This window comes from Ensifer sp. CCNWLY38, from assembly GCF_037120565.1.
GTDB lineage: Bacteria > Pseudomonadota > Alphaproteobacteria > Rhizobiales > Rhizobiaceae > Ensifer > Ensifer adhaerens_H.
The window spans coordinates 243603-263088 of record NZ_JBBBBO010000009.1 but is presented as its reverse complement, the minus strand read 5'-3'; the positions used below and the strand labels follow the sequence as shown (position 1 = coordinate 263088).

At 62.3% G+C, this 19486-nt stretch carries 15 protein-coding genes and 1 pseudogene; 4 read left to right on the top strand and 12 right to left on the bottom strand.

Features of this window, described 5'->3' with window-relative positions:
• Positions 1 to 432: 432 nt before the first annotated feature.
• From V7S54_RS20690 to V7S54_RS20635, 12 genes and pseudogenes are all read right to left on the bottom strand, one after another.
• Positions 433 to 1344 carry an FAD:protein FMN transferase gene (locus tag V7S54_RS20690; protein WP_083203747.1) on the bottom strand — a complete coding sequence of 304 codons (912 nt, stop codon included), beginning with the start codon at positions 1342 to 1344 and terminating at the stop codon, positions 433 to 435.
• Between the two features lie 4 nt (positions 1345 to 1348).
• Positions 1349 to 1930, bottom strand: a complete 582-nt coding sequence (locus V7S54_RS20685; protein ID WP_065375825.1) for a nitrous oxide reductase accessory protein NosL — start codon at positions 1928 to 1930, stop codon at positions 1349 to 1351.
• Positions 1927 to 2748, bottom strand: coding sequence for an ABC transporter permease (locus tag V7S54_RS20680; protein ID WP_065375826.1), 822 nt, complete (start codon positions 2746 to 2748; stop codon positions 1927 to 1929). Before V7S54_RS20680 ends, V7S54_RS20685 begins: the two co-directional genes overlap by 4 nt.
• On the bottom strand, positions 2745 to 3644 hold the full coding sequence (locus tag V7S54_RS20675; RefSeq protein ID WP_065375827.1) for an ABC transporter ATP-binding protein: 900 nt from the start codon (positions 3642 to 3644) through the stop codon (positions 2745 to 2747). Before V7S54_RS20675 ends, V7S54_RS20680 begins: the two co-directional genes overlap by 4 nt.
• Entirely contained in the window at positions 3610 to 4938 is a 1329-nt protein-coding gene (locus tag V7S54_RS20670) for a nitrous oxide reductase family maturation protein NosD (RefSeq protein ID WP_065375828.1), read from the bottom strand. The genes V7S54_RS20675 and V7S54_RS20670 overlap by 35 nt, the downstream gene beginning before the upstream one ends.
• Positions 4939 to 4941: 3 nt before the next feature.
• Positions 4942 to 6870, bottom strand: coding sequence for a TAT-dependent nitrous-oxide reductase (gene nosZ / locus V7S54_RS20665; RefSeq protein WP_065375829.1), 1929 nt, complete (start codon positions 6868 to 6870; stop codon positions 4942 to 4944).
• Between the two features lie 35 nt (positions 6871 to 6905).
• Positions 6906 to 9062, bottom strand: coding sequence for a 4Fe-4S binding protein (locus V7S54_RS20660; RefSeq protein ID WP_336409463.1), 2157 nt, complete (start codon positions 9060 to 9062; stop codon positions 6906 to 6908).
• A gap of 302 nt (positions 9063 to 9364) precedes the next feature.
• Positions 9365 to 9634 (bottom strand): annotated as a pseudogene (locus V7S54_RS20655) (SDR family NAD(P)-dependent oxidoreductase); the annotation flags it as partial.
• 489 nt (positions 9635 to 10123) lie between these two features.
• The gene (locus V7S54_RS20650; protein WP_336409464.1) at positions 10124 to 11410 is read right to left on the bottom strand and encodes an ABC transporter permease; all 1287 of its coding nucleotides are present in this window, start codon (positions 11408 to 11410) and stop codon (positions 10124 to 10126) included.
• Positions 11407 to 12093 (bottom strand): ABC transporter ATP-binding protein, encoded by a 687-nt coding sequence (locus tag V7S54_RS20645; protein WP_336409465.1) that lies wholly within the window; start codon positions 12091 to 12093, stop codon positions 11407 to 11409. Before V7S54_RS20645 ends, V7S54_RS20650 begins: the two co-directional genes overlap by 4 nt.
• Positions 12094 to 12095: 2 nt before the next feature.
• The gene (locus V7S54_RS20640) at positions 12096 to 12560 is read right to left on the bottom strand and encodes a hypothetical protein (RefSeq protein ID WP_336409466.1); all 465 of its coding nucleotides are present in this window, start codon (positions 12558 to 12560) and stop codon (positions 12096 to 12098) included.
• 79 nt (positions 12561 to 12639) lie between these two features.
• Entirely contained in the window at positions 12640 to 14394 is a 1755-nt protein-coding gene (locus V7S54_RS20635) for an alkaline phosphatase (RefSeq protein ID WP_336409467.1), read from the bottom strand.
• A gap of 604 nt (positions 14395 to 14998) precedes the next feature.
• Between V7S54_RS20635 and V7S54_RS20630 the strand changes: the two genes are divergently transcribed.
• The 4 genes from V7S54_RS20630 (at position 14999) to V7S54_RS20615 (ending at position 19324) form a co-directional block, all read left to right on the top strand.
• Positions 14999 to 15484 (top strand): adenosine-specific kinase, encoded by a 486-nt coding sequence (locus V7S54_RS20630; protein ID WP_336409468.1) that lies wholly within the window; start codon positions 14999 to 15001, stop codon positions 15482 to 15484.
• A gap of 871 nt (positions 15485 to 16355) precedes the next feature.
• Positions 16356 to 18113, top strand: coding sequence for a phospholipase D-like domain-containing protein (locus tag V7S54_RS20625; RefSeq protein WP_336409469.1), 1758 nt, complete (start codon positions 16356 to 16358; stop codon positions 18111 to 18113).
• A 367-nt stretch (positions 18114 to 18480) separates the two neighbouring features.
• A complete protein-coding gene (locus V7S54_RS20620) occupies positions 18481 to 18837 on the top strand; it encodes an ArsR/SmtB family transcription factor (RefSeq protein ID WP_336409470.1) in 357 nt (118 codons plus the stop codon).
• Positions 18821 to 19324 carry an SRPBCC family protein gene (locus V7S54_RS20615; protein WP_336409471.1) on the top strand — a complete coding sequence of 168 codons (504 nt, stop codon included), beginning with the start codon at positions 18821 to 18823 and terminating at the stop codon, positions 19322 to 19324. The genes V7S54_RS20620 and V7S54_RS20615 overlap by 17 nt, the downstream gene beginning before the upstream one ends.
• The last annotated feature ends 162 nt before the right edge of the window (positions 19325 to 19486 follow it).

Genomic DNA, 19486 nt, shown 5'->3' with positions numbered 1-19486 from the left:
CTCATGAAGTACGTATCCCTTCTGCCCTAGGAGACGTCCCGATCCGCGCGTCCACTCCCGTTCCTCTGTGAGTGAAGGCGTCAGGTTTAAGTCGGCGATCGAGAAGTTCCCCGAGGTCGATCAGCGACATGCACAAAAGCAGCCTGGCCATGCAGGCACCGAAATGATCCGGCGCGACCGATTTAGGGTCAATCTGACAAAGGCCTCAGGGGACTGTAGGGACTTTGTTCCGCCAGCATACGTGCGAATATATTTCTGATCTGGTCCTGCGCGCCCCAATCCACCGGTGTCAGAAGATGCGGCTCAAACCGAGTACCTCATCTGCCGGGCCGCACCAGCGACCGGGCAACGTCGATGATATCGTCCTGGGCAGTTGTTCGATCGTCCTCTGGCCGTTCTCAAGCCCACGGATGACGTCGTTAGTCGAACCACTTACATTAACGCCTCTTCCAGGTGGGCATCCTTAAAACGCTCGTTCATCGCAAGGATCGATACTACATCCGGCATCAGGCATGCGGCTGTCGCCAGTGCGTCGGCTATGGCGGCGGATGGTGCCGAGACCGACACGGAGCGCCAGGTTGCTGGCGCGGGCATTCCGGTCACGGGGTCGAGAATATGTCCGTCTCTGGCTGCCTGATCGAAGGTTGTGCCCAGAGGGGCGGAGGTAGCCACCGCGCGCTGGCGCAGCGGCAGGCGCTCGCCTGATTCCAGTCGGACCGGCCATCCGCCGCCGCCCGGACGTCCACCGAGCGCACGGAACTCGCCGGTGTCGATCAGAATGTCCGTCAGGCCCTCACCTTCGAGCAATACTGCTACCCGGTCGGCGACATATCCTTGGCCGATGCCGTTCAACGTCAGCGCCATGCCCGGATGTAGCGTGATCGCTGCTGCCTCGAGCTTTACCTTACCCCAGCCTACGTTGGCACGCACTCGAGCAACTTCTGCTGAGCCGGGTCGTTTGCCGTTTGCGGCCGATTCGGCCCAGAGCGTCCAGAGCGGCTGCACCGTCGGATCGAAGCGCCCGCCGCTCGCTCGATGGACTGCGTCGGCCAGTGACAAACATTCCAAAAGCTCGAACGGCGGGTCTTGAAGATGGCCATCGCGGTTCAACTGCGAAAGCGCGCTGTTTGGGCGGTAGAGGCTGAGGATATTTTCCAGGCGGCTGATCTCCGCCATGACCCGGGCGACGATGGTGTCGGCCTCAGGATGATCGATCCGGATCGAGGCGCGCGCGCCAAGAGCCTGACCTGTCCAGAAACGGGTTGCCGCGTTGGCGTGGGCGATCGCGGGCGCAGTTGCCAGAACTGCAGAAATTGCGATCAGGCGGCGTCGGGTCAGCAGCATGGGGTCAACCTCCGGCTGGATTGGGCAGTGCGCGCAGACGGCCGAGATAATCGTCGTCGTCCGCCCCCTGTTCCGAGCCGGTCTCCACCGGGGTCAGAACCATGGCATCGGTAATATCGGCGAGCGCGAGCACCTGGCCGCCCTCGGCAAGGACGAAGGCCGCAGCCTCATCGCGGCTTGAAAACGGCACGGCTTCGGGCGCACCCATACCACCCCGCCGGGCAGAGCCGACGACGTAGAACGCCTTGTCGGCGGCAATCCAGTTGCCGTTACCGGGCTGGTGCCAGGTTGCCCCTGCGGCCCCCATGTCATTGACGTAGATGACGAGGATCGGTGCAATCTGCTCCGGCCCGCGAGCATAGGCGATAGCGTCACGCACCTGACTGAAGAAAAGCGGCGCCGGGCTTCCTTCAAGAAAGATCTGGGCCTTCGGGCCGGGGTGCTCCAGAAGGTTCATCTGACAATAATGACCGAGGGTCTCGGGCGTCATGTCCTGCGGCACTATGCTTTGGGCTACGTCCTCCTTGCAGGCGGAAAGTAGCGCCAAAGCGGCAGCGAGCAGCACGAATCGAAGCCGGTTCCTCATGGGGTCACCTTTCGGAAGGCTGCCGCGGCAAGTGCGATGGCAGCGAGTGGCCAGAGGAGAAGGGAGGCCGCCGATTGCCAAAGCGGGATCGTGCCCGCGGCGCCACCTAGTCCGCCGGCGGCAGAAACGGCTTGTGCGGCCGAGAGGTTGAAGACGCGAAAGGCGTCGGCCGGGTTGGCGAGCAGCGCGACGGGCAATGCCTGTGTGGTGAAGGGACCGCCTCCATCCGTCACGATAAGCGCCAACAGGGCGAGGTCGTAGAGCACCACCGCCACCAGCCAGAGGGCGATAGCCAACCCCGCCGCCCCCGACGGCCGTCGCGCCAATGCCGAAAGCGCATAGCCTGTGCCAAGAAAAGTCGCACCCAGCAGCACCGAGGACCAGATCAGCCGCCATAACGCGCCGAGCCCCTCCGTCGCTCCAGGATCGAACCAGACGGCTGCGAGCGCCGCCGCGCCATAGCCAAGCGTCACGGCAAGACCGAGGATTGCGAGATGCGCCAGCAGTTTGCCGAGCAGGATCTGCAGGCGCGAGACGGGATAGGTGAGAAGCAGTGGCAGCGTGCCGCGTTCCACCTCGCCAGCCACCGCATCGAAACTCATCAGCAGTGCCAAAAGCGGCACCAGATAGACCGCAAGCGAGGTGAGCGAGGCGACCGTCACGGAGAGCCGGTCGATGCCGACATCGCCCGTCGGGGCGGAGCCGGCTGCGGCCAACACCAGAGCGAACAGCACCATCATGCCGGTGGCGATAGAGACCCAACGATTGCGGAAAGCGATGCGGAATTCGCCCACGGCGGTAGCAAGGATGCGGTTCATTGCCCGTCCCTTCGGCTGAAATGGCTGTAGATGTCCTCGAGGCTGGGCGGGATGACATCGAGATCGGCAACGGCGCTCCCAAGCGCCGCGATCCGGGCGAGGAGCGGCAGCTTTTCCGGCTGCGAACAGCTAAGGCGCAAGAGACCATCCTCCCCTTGCACGCCCTCGGGAAAAGTTGCTGCCAGCGCCGGCGCATGGCCCGGTGCGGAGCGGACGGAAAAGGCGACCGGAAGGGCCGCACGGGCCCGAAGATCGGCAAGCGTACCCTCGGCCACCAGTTCCCCACCGGAAAGGATGAGGATGCGGTCAGTGCGGGCCTCCACCTCGGTCAACACGTGGGAGGAGAGCAGGATGGCGGTTCCTTCTGCGGCCAACCCGTCGAGCAGGTCATAGAAGTCCCGTCGCGACACCGGGTCGAGGCCCGAAGTCGGTTCGTCCAGCACCAGGAGACGGGGGCGGCCGATCAGCGTCTGGGCCAGGCCCACCCGCTGGCGCATGCCCTTGGAATAGGTGCCGATCCGCCGCCGCGCCGCGTGGCCAAGCCCGACCCGCGCAAGAAGCTCTATGGCCAGCCTCGGGCTTTCGCCGCGCAGTGCAAGATAGTGGCGAAGCTGCTCCTCTCCTGTCAAAGCCGGGTGAAAGGCGACATTCTCCGGCAGATACGCAACTTGCGTCCGCGCGGCGGGCGAACCGGGCGCCATGCCGCAGACCGAGACCTCGCCGCTGTCGAAGGGGATGAGACCAAGCACGATCTTCATCATCGTCGATTTGCCCGCACCGTTATGGCCGAGCAGCGCCGCGCGCCGTCCCGGCTCCAGCGCCAGGGAAACGGACTTCAGCGCTTCCACGGATTGGAAGCGCTTAGTGAGCCTGGAGATTGTCAGCGTCGGTGTCATCGTAATTTCCTTCAGTCCAACGCCCTTCGGTCTCCGCCTCGTAGGCAAGGATGTCGAGGGGGACAGGGATGGTCAGGGGGCGCATCAGCGGCGCGCTATCGCGCACGCCTCCAGGTAGCGTGGCGGGAAAATCCCGCTGGCTCCAGCGAACGATCTGCACAGCGGGCGAGCCGGTGAGCAGGCTTGCCGCCGGCTGCGACCAGAGGATCTGGTCCATCAGATCGTTGGGGCGGTAGAAACTGTCGGCAATGCCGTCGCCGTTGAGGTCGAAGGCCGGATGGTCGGACCAGAAATTGCCCCGGCCTTCATGGCTCCATTCCATGTTGCGAGTGCCGACATACTTAACCTGCTCGCGGTTGGCGATGAAGGCGTTGCCGGTCAGCACATTTTTCTCGGAGCCGGCGGTAAAATGAATGCCGATGCCGCAGCTCTCGAAGCGGTTTCCCCAAACCAGGTTCTTGTGGGCGTTGTAGATGAAGAGGCATTTCTTCGTGCCCCCGCGCACCAGATTGCCTGACACGTCGGCATTGTTGGCATAGTTCAGCATCAGCCCGTGCTCACGGTCGCTGAGACTGAGATTGTTCAGGATCTTCGCGCGGTTGGAGAACATGATCGCGAAACCGAGATGGTTCCCGATCGAGATGTTGTCGGAAACCTCGGTGTTGCGGGTGTACATGAAGTGCACGGCAAAGCGCAGGTCGCGCATGATGTTGCGGCGATAGATGCTGTCGGCACTGGCGTTCGAAAAGATGCCGTCGCGACCATATCGGATAATGTTGTCTTCGAGCAGCGTGCCGGGGCTGTTCCAGACATAGATGCCGTTGCCGCGCTCGTTCATGCGGGGGCTGCGCGTACCGACGATCTCGTTCGCCGCGACAACAGCGCCACGGCCGCCATGAACGTCAATGCCGTGCATATTGTCTGTGACGAGCAGATTTTCGACGCGGGCGCGATCGGCGCCTTGAACGATTTTGACCCCGGCGTCGAGATCCTGGTTGATGCGGCCCGAACCGGTGACGGTGAAACCGGTCAAGGTGACATCGGGCGCCGTAATCGTCACCACGCTGCCCTGCCCGAGCCCATCCACCACCGCTCCGCGCGGACCGGTGACTGTCAGCGGCCGGTCGATGGTGACGGGGCCGCCATAGGCCCCGTCGGTCAATATCAGCACGTCGCCGGGTTGAGCCCCAGCGACGGCCTCGGCAAGACTGCCCGCACCCGGCACGACTGCGCGCTCCGCCGCGCAGAGCGGCGAGGCAAGAAGAAAGCCGATCAGGAGAACGGACAGCCGCATCGATCAGGCGCCCTTCGGTTCCACGAACATGCGGCCGCGCATTTCCATATGCAGGGCATGGCAGAACCATTGGCAATAGTACCAGTAGACGCCAGGGTTGGCTGCGACGAAGGTGACGGAGCTCGTCTGTTGCGGCCCGACCTCCATCGCTACGCCGTGATTGCCCATGGTGAAGCCATGGGTAAGGTCATCGATCTCATCGAGATTGGTGACGATGACCGTGACCTCGTCGCCCTCCTTCACCGTAAAACTCGGCTGGCTGAAGCTGGGCGCGACCGAGGTCATGTAGACGCGAACCTTGTTGCCGTCGCGGATCACGGCCTCGGTCCATTCGTCGATGTCGACCTCATCGGCCTCGGCTTGCTTGCGCGTTTCGGCCCATAGCGGATCCTTGCGATCCCAGACCGAGCGGATGTTCGGCAGGATCGAGGGGGCGACGGCGATTGCGTCATGCGGCTCGGCAAAGGTCGGGCCGTCATGCACCAGCACCATCTTGTCACCGGAAATGTCGATCAACTGATCGTTTTCCGGCTTCAGCGGGCCGACATTCAGGAACCGGTCCTTCGAGAATTTGCACAGGCAAACAAGCCAGTCGTTGGCGGCATCCAGCGTCTCGCCCATCACCGTCTTCAAGTGGCCCGGCTGATACTGAACGTCGAGCTTGTCCTTGATCGGATTTATCTTTTCACCGGCGTAGGCGCGGATGGCCTCATCGATGTTCCACTTCACCACCTGGCTGTCGAGGAAGAGCGAGGTATAGGCGTTGCCACGTCCGTCGAAGGCCGTGTGCAACGGGCCGAGGCCCAGTTCAGGCTCCGCCACAACGGCGCTGCGCGGCTCGGCATTGTCGTAGAACAGGGCATCGAACTTCGTGACGTCCAGCACGGTGACGGTGGGCGAGAGCTTGCCGGCAACGCAAAGATGCTTCCTGTCCGGTGCCATGTTGCAGCCGTGCGGATTGTTGGCGATCGGGATGTAGCGCGTGAAAAGCGACTTGGCCTCCTTGCGCCCGTCCACCACCTTGACGCCGTTGATCTCCTCGTACTGCCCGGCTGCGATTGCCTTCTCGATCTCGGCGAGATTGAAGACGACGACATGGTCCATCTCGGACTTTGTCATCTCCTCCAGCGTCATGCCCTTTTCGGAATTGTAGCTGGTGGAGAACGCCCACTTGCCCTCGTAGTCGGCATCGCAATTGTCGAGGTTGCCCGATACCTTCACCTGCCAGGCCACATTCCACTTGTCGGCATCGACAGCGGTGAAGATGTTCACGTAGGTCGCCACGTCCGTCATCGTCGAGCCGTCATTGACGAGCGGCGCTTCGTCCTCGCCGTTGCAGAACACATAGTTCGAACGCGGCCATTTCTGCGGACGCATGCCGTGGATACCCTTGGCGTTGGGAATCTCAAGGATGGCATCGGTTTTCATCACGTCGCAGCGCACGCGCGCCACGCGCGTATTGGCCTTGTCGTTCATGAACAGGTAGCGGCCGTCATATTTGCCGTCGGTGAAGGACATATGGACGTGGTGCAGGTCGCCGTTGTCGTGAATCTTCTTGCCGTTGGCGGCAAGCTGCTTCTTCGTCTTCTCCGACATCGTGCGCTGATGGATCTGGATCGATTCATTGGTCTGCCCCCAACCTGTGGCCGAGCAACGGTTGAATACCGGTACGCGCATCAGTTCGCGCATCGAGGGAATGCCGAGAATGCGCATCTCGCCGGTCTGACCGGAGGACCAGAAGCCGTAATAGTCGTCCAGCTTGCCCGGTGCGACCGAGCCGTCGGCGCCTGTCGCCGCACGGGCCGGTGTCGCCAGTCCTGCGGCGCCGAGGCTGAGTGCGGCTGGCCCTACGGTGCCCGCCAGGATGGCGCTGCCTGCAGTCGCGCTAAAGAGCGCTCGGCGGCTCAGTCCCTTGTGTTCCTTTGTTTCCATGATCTGGTTCCTTTTTGCTTGAACCTTGGCTTCGATTAAACTTTGGCTGCGGGTTGATGGATCGGCACGCCGCCCGGGCTTGCCGCAAGCTTCGCCCGCGACTTCATCTTCTTGATCACGACGGGGCAGACGGTTTCGGACTGATAGAGCACCTGGCAGTGCAGACAGTTGATGCACTCGTTCGGATTAATCTCGCCGGTCCGGTGGATCGCCTGCACCGGACACTGGTGGGCGCAGGTCTGGCAGGGGTTCCCGCATTCATGGTAGCGCTTGAGCCAGTCGAACATGCGCATCCGCGCAGGAATCGCCAGCGCCGCACCCAGCGGGCAGAGATAGCGGCAATAGAACCGCTCGACGAAGAGCCCGGCGACGAGAAGTGCGACGGCATAGGCCACGAACGGCCAGGCACGGACGAACTTCAGGATGATCGCTGTCTTGAATGGCTCGATCTCGGCCAGGTGTTCTGCCTGCTCGACGCTGATCAGCGAGATCCCGAAAAGACCGAGGAAGATCATGTATTTGATCGGCCAGAGCCGCTCGTGCAGCCCCCAGGGCAGCGTCCATTGCGGAATGCGCAGCTTGCGCGCGATCTGGTTGGTCAACTCCTGCAGGGCGCCGAAGGGGCAGAGCCAGCCGCAATAGGCTCCCCGTCCCCAGAACAGGAGTGCCGCGGCAACGGCAAACCACAGGATGAAGGTAAGCGGGTCGAGCAGGAAAGCCTGCCAGCTGAAGCCGTTGACGAGACTCCCGAAGAGCGCCATCAGATTGACGACAGAAAGCTGCGCGTTGGCAAACCAGCCAAGGAAGACCAGCGTCACCGTCAGGAAGATTATGCGAAAGATGTAGAACGCCCTCGCGTTCCTGACCGCATAGGTCTGGAAGAAGAACACCCCCGTCAGCACGACCAACATGGCGCCCAGCACGACAATCTTCAGCCTCGAGTCGTCCCAGATGCGTTTCCACAGGTCGGACTGTGCAGTCCCCTCGTCACGATCAGCAACTGCGGCAACTTCCTTCACCGGTGGCGCGACAGCACGCAGATACTGCTGCGGAAGCTGGTAACCCAGATCGAATGTATGAAAGACCTTTTCGACCGGTCCTACCTCGCGCTGCGCCAGGAGCTGTATGCGGAAAGGTTTTGTCGGATCGAAGCCGAGGCCCGCTGGAATGCGGAACAGGTCCATCTCGTTGAATTGCGGCGCACCGGCAAGCGCGATTGCCCCCAGGCGACGATGGTCGCGATCACGGAAACGAACGGAAACATCGTCCTGGATCAGCACGATGCGATCAAAGATGCCGCCGCGCACATAGCCCGAGCCCTTGAAGGAATAGAGCCCGCGCCCCACCACGGCGATGGCGTGCTCGCCTTCGCCGAGCCAGGTCTTAAGATTTTTCTCCTCGGCTGACCCGAGAAAGGCCTTGCCGATGGGGGGAACCGAAACCAGTGCCGCCTGCATCTCGATGAACGTGGTTTCCGGTGCTTGCGCAATCGCGCGCTCACGGGCGCGCTCATCGTGATGGCCGGCGAAAGCAGCATTGACCTGCGCAACGTCGAGCGACAGACGGCGCAGCGTGCCGTCACCCTCTGCCTCGGTCCAGTCGGTTGGCGCGGCAGCTGTGGGATCGATCTCAAAGCGCGGGCCGGCGTTTTCCGCTTCCGGCGCCAATCCGCCGAGGCCGAGCGCACGCGCGACCTTAAGTCCGGACCGGACGATCGAATCGTCGATGACCATTACCGTCACCGTCGCCCCCGAGATGATGTCCACCTCATGGGTCGTGCCGCCGGATTTCGCCTCTGCGACGAGATCGAGGCCGGCGTAGCCGGCAACAAGCGCCTTTACCTTGGCATCCGGGATGCCGATGAGGACGATGGGCTCCGAATGTTTCACCAGCCGGACGCCGACGATCTTGGCATTCTTGTCCACCGCCACGAGGGTATGGATCGGCTTGCCGGAATAGCCCGTCGTTCCGACGAAATCCGAGGTAACAAAGACCCACGCCACCGTCTGACCGCCCTTCAGCACCGGGGCCGCCGCCACATCATCACGCACAGCGCCGAAACCGTCCGCTCCCGGCACAAGATCCGAAGCTGTGGCGGCCGGCAAAAACTCCTGCAACACCGTTGCCGCGCTGGCGGATACGGCACCGCACAGGCTGAGGCAGAGCAGAAGGGCAAGACGGAAGAGTTTCATTCCAGGGTGTTTTCCCGCAAATCGTTGCCGGAGCATTGGAACGTTGGCGCGGGACATTCGTTGATCTAGCTCAAACAAGCACAGCTTCGTTGATCGCAATCTTTGGCCGGCACAACTCGTGCACGCAGTGGTTTTCAGCTGGATCTGGGAAGGGTTGGCGTCATGTCGTCAACCGGCCGGCGCGAAAACAAAGCCTTAAAAGTTGATCAGGGCGATTGTTCACGATTTCTACGACCGCACGTCACGAGTTTCTGCTCGAGCCAATCGTCAACGCCGCATCGGCGAGCATTGGGATCGTTATCGCCGTAAACTCCGTTGAGCTCCTCCGGAGAGATCGCCACGGTCGACGCGATGTTGATGACTGTGCCCACGCCGCGGGCCACGAAACCAAGCACTGCTGCATAGGCGAGGCGCATCGGTGCGACAACGTTGAGCGTCATCATGTCCTCCATCCTGTTGACGTCGGACTTCAGGAGCGGCGCGGTTGCCCCGAAGCCTGCGTTGTTCACCAGCATGGTGATGTTCGGATTGGTCTTCAGGACCTACTCGACGCGTGCAAGGTCGGCCCTTCTCCTCTTAAAATGCGCTGGCGGGTGCCAACGCTCGAAGAAGAGCATACGTGCCGATATCCGTTGGTCGTTACGACGGATATCCCTACAATCAGGACATGGGTGTGAGTCGTCACTTAACGCGCGGTTTTCACGCCACCCCGTGCGTCGCCTTGGTCCTCCAGGATTCACGAATTGCCGAGCATGTTGCAGAAAGGCGTCGCACGAGGCGGGGTCGCTACCCAGTTGGCAGCCGGACAAATAGCTTGGCTCCGATAGAATTGGGCGGCATTAACTTCGCCACGGTATTCGGCAGATCAGGATCTGTTCGTCGGGATCGCTCGCTATTCTACAGACGAGCAGCACGCACTCTTTGAGCTTCAGCCAGCTCGTCGACAGCGGATGATGCGGGATCACTTCGGCTGACCGTAATTGCCCACTGGGAAACTGATCTTCAATTATTTTCGAGATGAAACTGGTAGTTCGGACGCGGCAAGTGATTGCGACGCGGCGTCAGGCCCTCAGCGCCCTTGCCGGGCTAAGTCGCAGGGCGGATAGCGCCGGCACTATCGATACCAGAACAGCCAGGACACCGAACCAGACGGCCAGCGAAACATCCTCGTGGGCGAACTCCACCGGCATTCGGATGGCCGTCGTGGCGGTGACGGTGGCCGAGATCAGTTGCGCCGCGCCATAGCCGATGAGAATGCCGAGCCCGAAACCGGCAAGGAAGAGCAGGAAGAGTTCGCCCCAGACGATGGCCACGACCGCGCGTCCTGGAGCGCCGAAGGCCCTGAGGGCACCGATCTGCCTCTGGCGGGCGCCGACATGCATGATCGTGACCAGAAGGATGGCGGCGATGACGATGACTTGTGTGCCGATGGCGATGGCCAGCAGCAGGCTCCGCACGTCACCGAGCGTTGCGTAGAGGCGGGTCAGCACTTCGGCGGGGAAGACGGCAAGCGTCGTCTCACCGCGATACTCCTGGCGCAGGCGATAGGCATCGGCGACCGTTTTCGGCTTGACGAGAACGGCGGGAATGCCGGGCGTATCGGTATCGAAATGTTCGTCGAGCGCCGTATCACCCTCGACATGCGTTTCGTGGTCGCGCTCGCCTTCGGATGCGTCGCCGGCGTGATCATGATCGTCCGCCGCGGTATCCTCGGTCGCGTGGTCATGGGCGTGTCCACCGTCCCCAGCCATGCCATGCAGTTGCCAGACGGCGCGGATCGGCACGAGGATCGCCCGGTCCCAGGCGGTGCCGGTCGGGGCCATGCGGCCGGTGACCTTGTAGACGAGCTCGGTATGGGCATGGCCGCCTTCGTCGGCTGCGCCGTGCATCGGCCTGATCTCTGCGCCCAGCGGCTTCGGCACGTCCGAGCCGATCACCGCATCGCCGAGCCGGGCGAAGATCGCACCCTCCGCCAGCGCTGGCGAGAGCGCCGATACGAGTTTCACCGTTGTGCCGACCACCGGATAACCATCGGCGGAATCGCCGAAGCCAACCGGGGCGGCGAAATCGACGCGCGGGTCCTCGGAGAGTTTAGCCAGCACGCTGCCGGACATCAGCGGCAGTGGCGAGGGCTGAAGGAAGACGGCCGAGAGCGCAAGCTGGGTTTCGCTGCCGGCGGCCCCGACCAAGAGATCGAACTTTTCCGCTGCCCGGGCGCTGCCGAGCCTGACGGCGCGTTCCTGCAAGGTAACGGTGGTGCTTAGCGCGACGGAGAGCGCAATCAGCACGATGACGGCAAGCGCGCCACCCTTGAACCGGCGAAGATCGGCGAGAATGAAACGGATCATGCAGCGCGCGCCTCCGCGCTATCTTCGACGATGCGGCCACCATCGAGGTCGATCCGCCGGTCAAGCCGATCCACCAGGGCCGGATCGTGGGTGACGACGACGAGCGTCGCGCCCTCCTCGCGAGCGAGCCGGACGATCAGCTCGGCCACCTCGCCGCCGGTGCGCCGGTCGAGGCTGGCGGTCGGTTCGTCGGCGACGATCACGCCGGGTTTTGACAGCAGCGCCCGTGCCACCGCAATGCGCTGCATTTCGCCGCGCGACAGGGTCTCGATGGGTTGGTCCGGGCGGGCGATGCCGGTGATTTCGAGAAGATAAAGCGCCCGCTCACGCACGATCGGCGTCAGGCGGCGGGAGAGCCGGACCGGCAGCACGACGTTCTCAAAGGCCGAAAGGCCGGGGAAAAGATGAAAATCCTGCATCACGAGGCCGATATGCGCGGCGCGGAAGGCATCGCGGCGCCCGGCCGAAAGGCGCGCGATGTCCGTCCCATCCCAGGAAACGGAGCCGCTCGTTGTCGTTTCAAGCCCCGTGATGGCGTTGACCAGCGTGCTTTTGCCGGAGCCCGAAGCGCCGGTGACTGCAAGCTGACCACCGGCGGGAAGGTGGAGCCGGTCGATGGCGAGCACCGGCGTGTCGAGGCCGGGAAAACACATCGTGAGGCCGGAGATACCGAGCGCCAGCATCGTCAGACCGTATTGAAGGCGGCTTCGCGCAGGCGAAGCTGGCTGACGAATCCGGTTTCCGGATCGGTCCACGAGCCGTATTCCAGTACGCCTTGCGCCTCGATCGGCGCGTTGAATTGCACGAAGGTCTGCTTGCGGGCGAGATAGACGACAAGGATATTGTCCGGCCAGTCCGCGTCGGAGGAGCAGAAGGGGCAGAGCGACATCGGAATTTCGGTGAGCACAAAGAAATTCGCTTCGGCCTTCAAAGGCGGCGCCATGAAGCCTTTTACGGTCACGTCCTGGCCATTCAGCCGCTTCACCTTGTCCGAAAACTCGAGGCCCAACACGCCAAAGCTCTTGTAGAGGTCGCCGAAGCCGAGCGTCTCGGCGGCCAGCGCCGGGCGTGAGAGGGACAGGGTGGGCAGGGCCGCGAGCGCGCAGAGCACCCGCCGTCTGTTGAAAAACCTACGGGGTCCTTCGGTCATGGCCATGCTTTCCCTCTTCATTCGCGATCATGCGGACAGGCGGCGCGGGGCCGCCTGTCCGTCAAAGGGATGTAAGCCCTTAGTCCTTCGCCGTGCCGAGGGCGAAAGCGTCGACAAGCACGCGGTAAACGTCGCTCTGCTCCATATAGCCGCGGAAGCCTTCCGAACCGGGGCCGGCCGCCTGAAGCACGACGTCGTCGACAGCATGAACGCCGGTGTCGCCATCCTTCGGGATATTGCCCTGAACGAAGACCGCGCCGGGAACGTCCTTATAGGCTTCGTTGGCGACGTATTCCTTCGCCTCGTTTTGCACGGCCGGAACGAACGGGCCGTCCAGCTTCGGACGGAAGGTTTCGTAGTGGTCCGGACCGTTGTTGGCGGCCAGGAAGAGGCGACGCGTGACGTCGATGCGATCCGGATAACCGTCGCCGTCCTTGTCCTCGTAGTTCGGGAAGCCGGCGTCGCCATAGGTGCCAACCTTCGCACGCATTTCCTCGCCGGGCTTCTCGTCGTCGACAGTGCCGATGATGGCGACGCCGTGGGTGTGGTCACCCGTGACGACGATCATCGTGTCGGGGTTGGCAGCGGCGAATTCGCGGGCGAGGCCCACGGCCTTGTCGAATTCGATCGTTTCGACGAGTGCGCGGTCCCAGTCGAGCGGATGGCTCATCTTGTCGACCGAAGCGGCTTCTACCATCAGGAAGAAGCCTTCCGGGTTCTTCGAGAGCTTGTCGAGCGCGACCTTGGTCATCTCGACAAGACCGGGCTGGTTCGGGAACTTCTCGACGGTGCCCTTCTTGAGGAATTCACGGTCGAGCGTCACGTCCAGGTTGCCGGTGTGGAAGAGGCCAAGCATCTTGTCCTGGTTCGAGCCGGTGGCAGCGGCCAGTTCCGTCTTGTCGGTGGCGAGCGCGTAGCCGGCGTTCTTGAATTCCGCGATATAGTCCTTGTCGTCCTTGCGCTTGGAGCCCGGTACGTCCTTGCCGAGGAAGTAGGCGGAGCCCCCGCCGAGAAGCACGTCCGGCTTGACGTCGAGCAGCATGCCGACGATCTCCGCCTTGTCGCCGCGCTTGCGGGTGTGCGAGACGACGGCTGCCGGCGTGGCGTCCTCAACTTCGGAGGTCGTCACGATGCCGATGGACTTTTTGGTGGTGCGGCGCAGCGCCTCGGCTATGGTCTCGACCTTCGGGTCGTCGAGGCTTGCCGGCGTGCGGTCGGCATAGACGCCGAGCGCGTTGACGCGCGACTTGTGGCCGGTCATGTAGGCCGACATCGTGTTGGCGCTATCGGTTGCGATCGAATGCGTCGAGGAGGTGCCGATGAAGGCGACCGGCGGGATGTCGTCCATGGCGAGGCGGCCATTGGCCTTTCCGCCCGTCATACCCTTCGACATGATGCGCGCGCCCGTGCGGTGGGCGACGGACAGGCCGTCGGCAATCAGGAAGATGACGTTTTTCGCCTTCGGCTCGGCGGCGGTGCCGTAGACATCCCAGCCAACCGACTGCGTTTCGCTGCCAGCGGAAACCTCAACCTTGTAAGCGCCGGCCGTGCCGATCGTCAGGCCACGCAGGACGAGGGCGGAGCCGAGTACCTTGTCTTCCGCGCCCTTTTCCTCGACGACGAATTCGGCCTTCTTGCCGAAGACGGTTTCGTAGTCCTGGCCGTTGACGGTGACCTTCACGTCTTCCGGCTTCACGACGGAATCGAACTCTACCTTAAAGTCGAACGGCGAGCCGACGAGGATCGTCGCGCGATCGATGGGATAAACAGTCGCGGCCTGTGCTGCGCCGGAAAGGATCGTTGCCGATGCCAGGGCGAGGAGGAGTTTACGCATGGGAGAGCCTCTCTTGAGCGGTGGTTACCTCCTTGCGATAGAAACTCAGCGTGACAGGCGTATTACAGCCGCGTCGCGGAGGCGTTTTCGGCCTTCCGATACCGGTTCGGTCAGCCGAGCGCCGGGTCCGGCCGCAGCCGCTGCGACAACACTCTCACGAAGATCGTTCTGCATTCACGCCCCAGATAGGGGTCGCTCCAGAGGCCGCACCGTCAATCTACAAAACCGCGGGAGCCAGGGGTTTCCTCGATATCCAAAGAGAAGTGGTCAATCGCCAGATACAGCGCCGGTTACTCGAGGAAAAACCATGTCCAATACCCTCCCTGCAGAACGCCTGGACTTGTGCTGCAGAGGCGAGCGCGTTCGATCATCGCTGCAGAGCCCGAATTCACCCATAAAACGACGATCCCCAGCTGTTCCCATTTGAAAAACTGACCTCACGCTCAGAGATTCGTCGCTGCCTGCGCCTGCCCTTGTGTTGGTCGGTCCGCGAAGAAGTGAAGGTGGCAGCGCTGGGGGGCCAAAGCGGTCGCATATGGCGGCTTGAAATCGCCTTCCGTGGGCCTACCTACCATTACGTTGCCTACCTTGAAGGAGCGCAGCCATGGAACTCACCGTGGTGCCCATCGTCAAGCCGGACGCCGCCAACTTCATCTTTGGCCAGTCGCATTTCATCAAGACTGTGGAAGACCTCCACGAGGCGCTGGTGGGCGCGGTTCCTGGAATCCGCTTCGGGCTGGCCTTCTGCGAGGCCTCCGGTAAGCGGCTGGTGCGCTGGTCGGGTAACGAAGAAGCCATGCTCACCCTCGCACGTGACAACGCATTGGCCATTGGCGCCGGCCACACTTTCCTGATCTTCCTGGGGGACGGATTCTTTCCCGTCAACGTGCTGGCTGCGGTGCGTGCGGTGCCAGAGGTCTGCCGCATCTATTGCGCGACGGCCAACCCGACGCAGGTGATCGTCGCGCAAACTGAACTGGGCCGCGGCGTGCTCGGCGTGGTGGATGGCGCCTCACCGCTGGATGTCGAAACCGTCGCGGACATTGCGTGGCGGAAAGACCTACTGCGAAAGATCGGCTACAAGCTGTAGGCTGTGTGAAGTCGACGTGCCCGCATGGACAACACCGTCAAGCCCATGACCCAGACGCGGACCGTTCGCGCAACGCCCGCGATGACCCCGCTATGGCGCGTGGGTCGCGGTACGCCATAACTCCGGCGGCGCTATGGTCGCCCATCAAGAGGTCTTCCTGCGCAGCAGGAGGGAACAGCGGCGGTGCGCACAGGGCCGCCGCGGCAGTTCCGGTCGATACATTGTGCGATCTTAGAGGCACAGAACGGGAACCAAGAGGCGTACATGCGGGTCATAACGGGGCATTACGCCTTGCCTCGGCTCCGCCTAACTGGTTTTGCGCACGCCTGGCCCATGGGCGCGGTAGTGCCGGAGAGCCGATAGACGATCGAACACGACACGCAGCTATTGGTGCGGATTGAGCCGTTTATGCTGTCGATCGCTTCGGCCTGCGGGGCGGAGGTCCCGGGCGCTTTATCCTTCAGCGTGAGAACCTCTACGCGAGTATATGTGGCAGCATCTCCGACCTGCGCGGTGATCAACTGAGGCTTGCGGCGGACAGCTGCCATGTCAGGATTTCGTGGGCCTGGGGTAAGAATGCAAGTGCGGCGGCCGAGGCGATTGCGCCGAGACATGGCGCTCGCGCTTGGTGGATTGTCGATATAGCCGGCGAAACCTGTCCTTTCCACCTTACTAGCGCTTTCCCCAATCCGAATCCCACCATCGGCGCCCCATCCCAGAAGTTCATCGCCTCAATATGGCCCACCCGCGGCTTGCCGGGAAAAGGGCTTGGTTTGCACCTGTGCCAATCTTGGAGCTAAACTTTATCTGGCATCTCAATACTGTTGCACAACCGTGATAGATTTCCGCCAGTCGGGTGGGGGAGACGCACGTGGATACGAACTACCGGGTCACAGGCAAGAACGGTGCGGCGCCATTTTCACTCACGATCCATCGCGGTGACGGCATGCTGCTCCTGGGAATGGACTGGAAGGTTGGTCGGCCACCGGCCAACTTCGTCGGTTTTGCGATCCAGTATCGCGAGCCTGGGACCGATTTCTTCAAGAACGTGCGCAATCGCATCGGCTTTCCCGGCCAGGACGTCCCCGAGGCCGGCATCCGCACGACAGATGCACCTATCCAAAAGTTCCGTTGGGTCCATTTCCCCTTCAATGCAGATCTACCGGGCGCATTCGTCTATCGAGTGATGCCGATATTCATGGGCGCCGACGGGATGCTCACCGCCGGCGAGGCGCAGGAGGCGGAGCTCGCTCTGATGAGAGAGACCATCTCTGGCAGGCTGAACGTTGCCTTCACTCGCGGTTTTGTCTCATCGCAAGCCTTCGTGCGCAACTTCGCTGCCGGCGGAGATTTGATCACGCTTGTGCCGCCGGACGGTGATGAGGGCCTGACATTCGTACCGACCCATACCGACGCCGAGCGGGCGTTCGGCTGGATGGGGTTCGAAGCGCGCGCGGAAACACTTTCACTGCTTGAACGCGCGCGCGACGCAGGCGCCGAGGTCCGCGTCATTGCCTACGACCTCAATCTCCCGGAAGTGGTCGAGCGACTGGAAGCACTCGGTCCAAAACTCAAGGTCATTATCGACGACAGTGCCCGAACAAAGGGACACGGACGCCCGAACTCGCCCGAGACCCATGCGGCCGAGCGACTGATTGCCTCGGCCGGAGCGGCAAACGTGAAGCGCCAGAACATGGCGAACCTGCAGCATCACAAATCGATCGCGGTTCGCGGGGGCGGCATCAACACGGTCATCTACGGCTCGACCAATCACAGTTGGCGGGGTTTCTACGTCCAGTCGAACAACAGCCTCGTCGTACACAGCGCGAAGGCGGTCGAAGACTATTTCGTGGCCTTCGAGAGTTACTTCATGGCAGAGCGCGCCGCGGATTTCATGGCCTCGGCAAGCTCCGTCGGCTGGCATGACCTGGGTTTGGAGGGTGTAGACGCCAAAGTTGCCTTTTCACCGCACAGCGAAGCCAACGGACTCCTCAACGAGATCGGCGCCGACATCGACACGGCCGGCTCGAGCGTCTTCTTCTCCCTTGCCTTTCTCGGCCAGACGACGCGGGGACCGATCGGCCCGGCCTTGGGGCGAGCGTTGCGGAAGCCGGATGTGCATGTCATGGGGATAGCGGATGGGCGGGTCGCAGCCGATAACCTCGGACTGACCGTGTTCAGTCCCGACAATCGTCGCCGCGTAGTGCGGGCTGCTGCGCTGACGGGCAACGTCCCGCCGCCGTTCCAAACGGAACCATCCGGGCTTTCCGGCGTCCACGGCAATCTGCGCGGAACAAGAATGCATCACAAATTCATCGTCCTCGACTTTGACAAGCCGACGGCGCGGGTCTACCTCGGCTCATACAATTTCTCGGAACCGGCCGATACAGAAAACGGTGAAAATCTGGTCCTGGTCCGCGATAGAACGGTGGCGACCAGTTACATGATCGAGGCGCTGCGCATGTACGACCACTATCGGTTCCGCGTCGCCGCCGAAGATGGAGATGAAACCGGGCATCCCCTCGAGCTTCAGTTGCCGCCGGAAGCAGGCGAAGCCGCCTGGTTCGAGCGTGACTGGACCGATCCGGTGCGCGCCCGCGACCGGCAGCTTTTCGCACGAGCCGAGTAACCCGCCGGGAGTAAAGCTCGGCGCTGATCGCGACATCCCGACGAAATTGCATCGAGAAGCGCGCTCGGCGGCGGCCAGCTGTTAGGAATTTGATTTCCTTGGGGAGCCGCCTTCGTGCTTCGAGATGTGAGGGCGCAAATCGGTCATCAAGGCCCGCCAGCGCAAATTCGTGCTGGCCGGGTATTTGACAGCGGCAGCGCGAAACCTCGCCAAAGGGACTTCTGAGAGCTTCCGTGTAGGCGGAAGCGCCAAAGCAGACGATTTTTGCTGCCGCCGTCGCGATGCATGGCCTCGGATGACCGGTCTACGGCAGGGAAAGATCGGGACGCTTGCGCTTCCTGCGCGAGCAGGCTAAACACTGAACTATATGGTTCAGTATATTAGTCCTCCCCTCGATGTCTCATTTGCGGCGCTGTCCGATGCGACCCGCCGCGGGATCATCGATCAGCTTGGGCGAGGGGACGCGTCGATCACCAGTCTCGCGGATAAGTTCCAGATGACACTGACCGGCATGAAGAAGCACATCCAGGTTCTCGAGCGGGCGGGGCTCGTCGTCACGCAGAAGGTCGGACGGGTGAGAACCTGCAAGCTTGGGAAACGCGGCCTCAAGGCGGAGGCCGAGTGGATCGAGGCGCATCGCAAGCTCTTCGAGGCCCGCTTCGAAGCATTGGACGAAATCATCAGCGAAATGAAAAAGGAGGGAAGCGATGAATCAGCAAGTTAACAGTCCAGGTGGTGAGCAGAACCGCATGTCAGTCGAGCGCAGAGGGGATCGCGAACTCGTCGTAACGCGGACATTCAATGCGCCGGCGAGTACGGTTTACAGGGCATGGAGCCAGCCCGAGCTGTTCCAGCGCTGGTGGATGCCAAAATCGGCATCCGGCGTTTCGCTCGTATCGTGCGATATGGACGTCCGTACCGGCGGCAAATATCGGCTGGAATTCGGCGCCGGCGGTTCGGACACCATGGCCTTCTATGGCAAGTATCTCGAGGTGATACCGAACGAGCGCATCGTCTGGACCAACGACGAGGGCGAAGAGGGCGCGGTCACGACCGTAACCTTCGAGGACCAGGGCGGGAAGACGCTGCTGACTTTCCACGAAATCTATCCGTCCAAGGAGGCGCTTGAGGAAGCACTACAGGGCTCGGCGGTCGCCTTGCCGGAACAGCTGGAGCAGCTCGACGAATTGCTTTCCAGCAAAGGCGAGTAACGCGGGTCGGGAAACTCGCCTCGGGGGAACGTATACTCTTGGGAAGTGACCCCACCGGCCATTCCGGAAGGAGCGAGAGCGCAAAGCCGTCGTTGAGCGTGGACCGCAGTTGGCATCGAGCACGATGTCGGGCCAGCTTCTTCGCCTTGATGGGAATCGAAC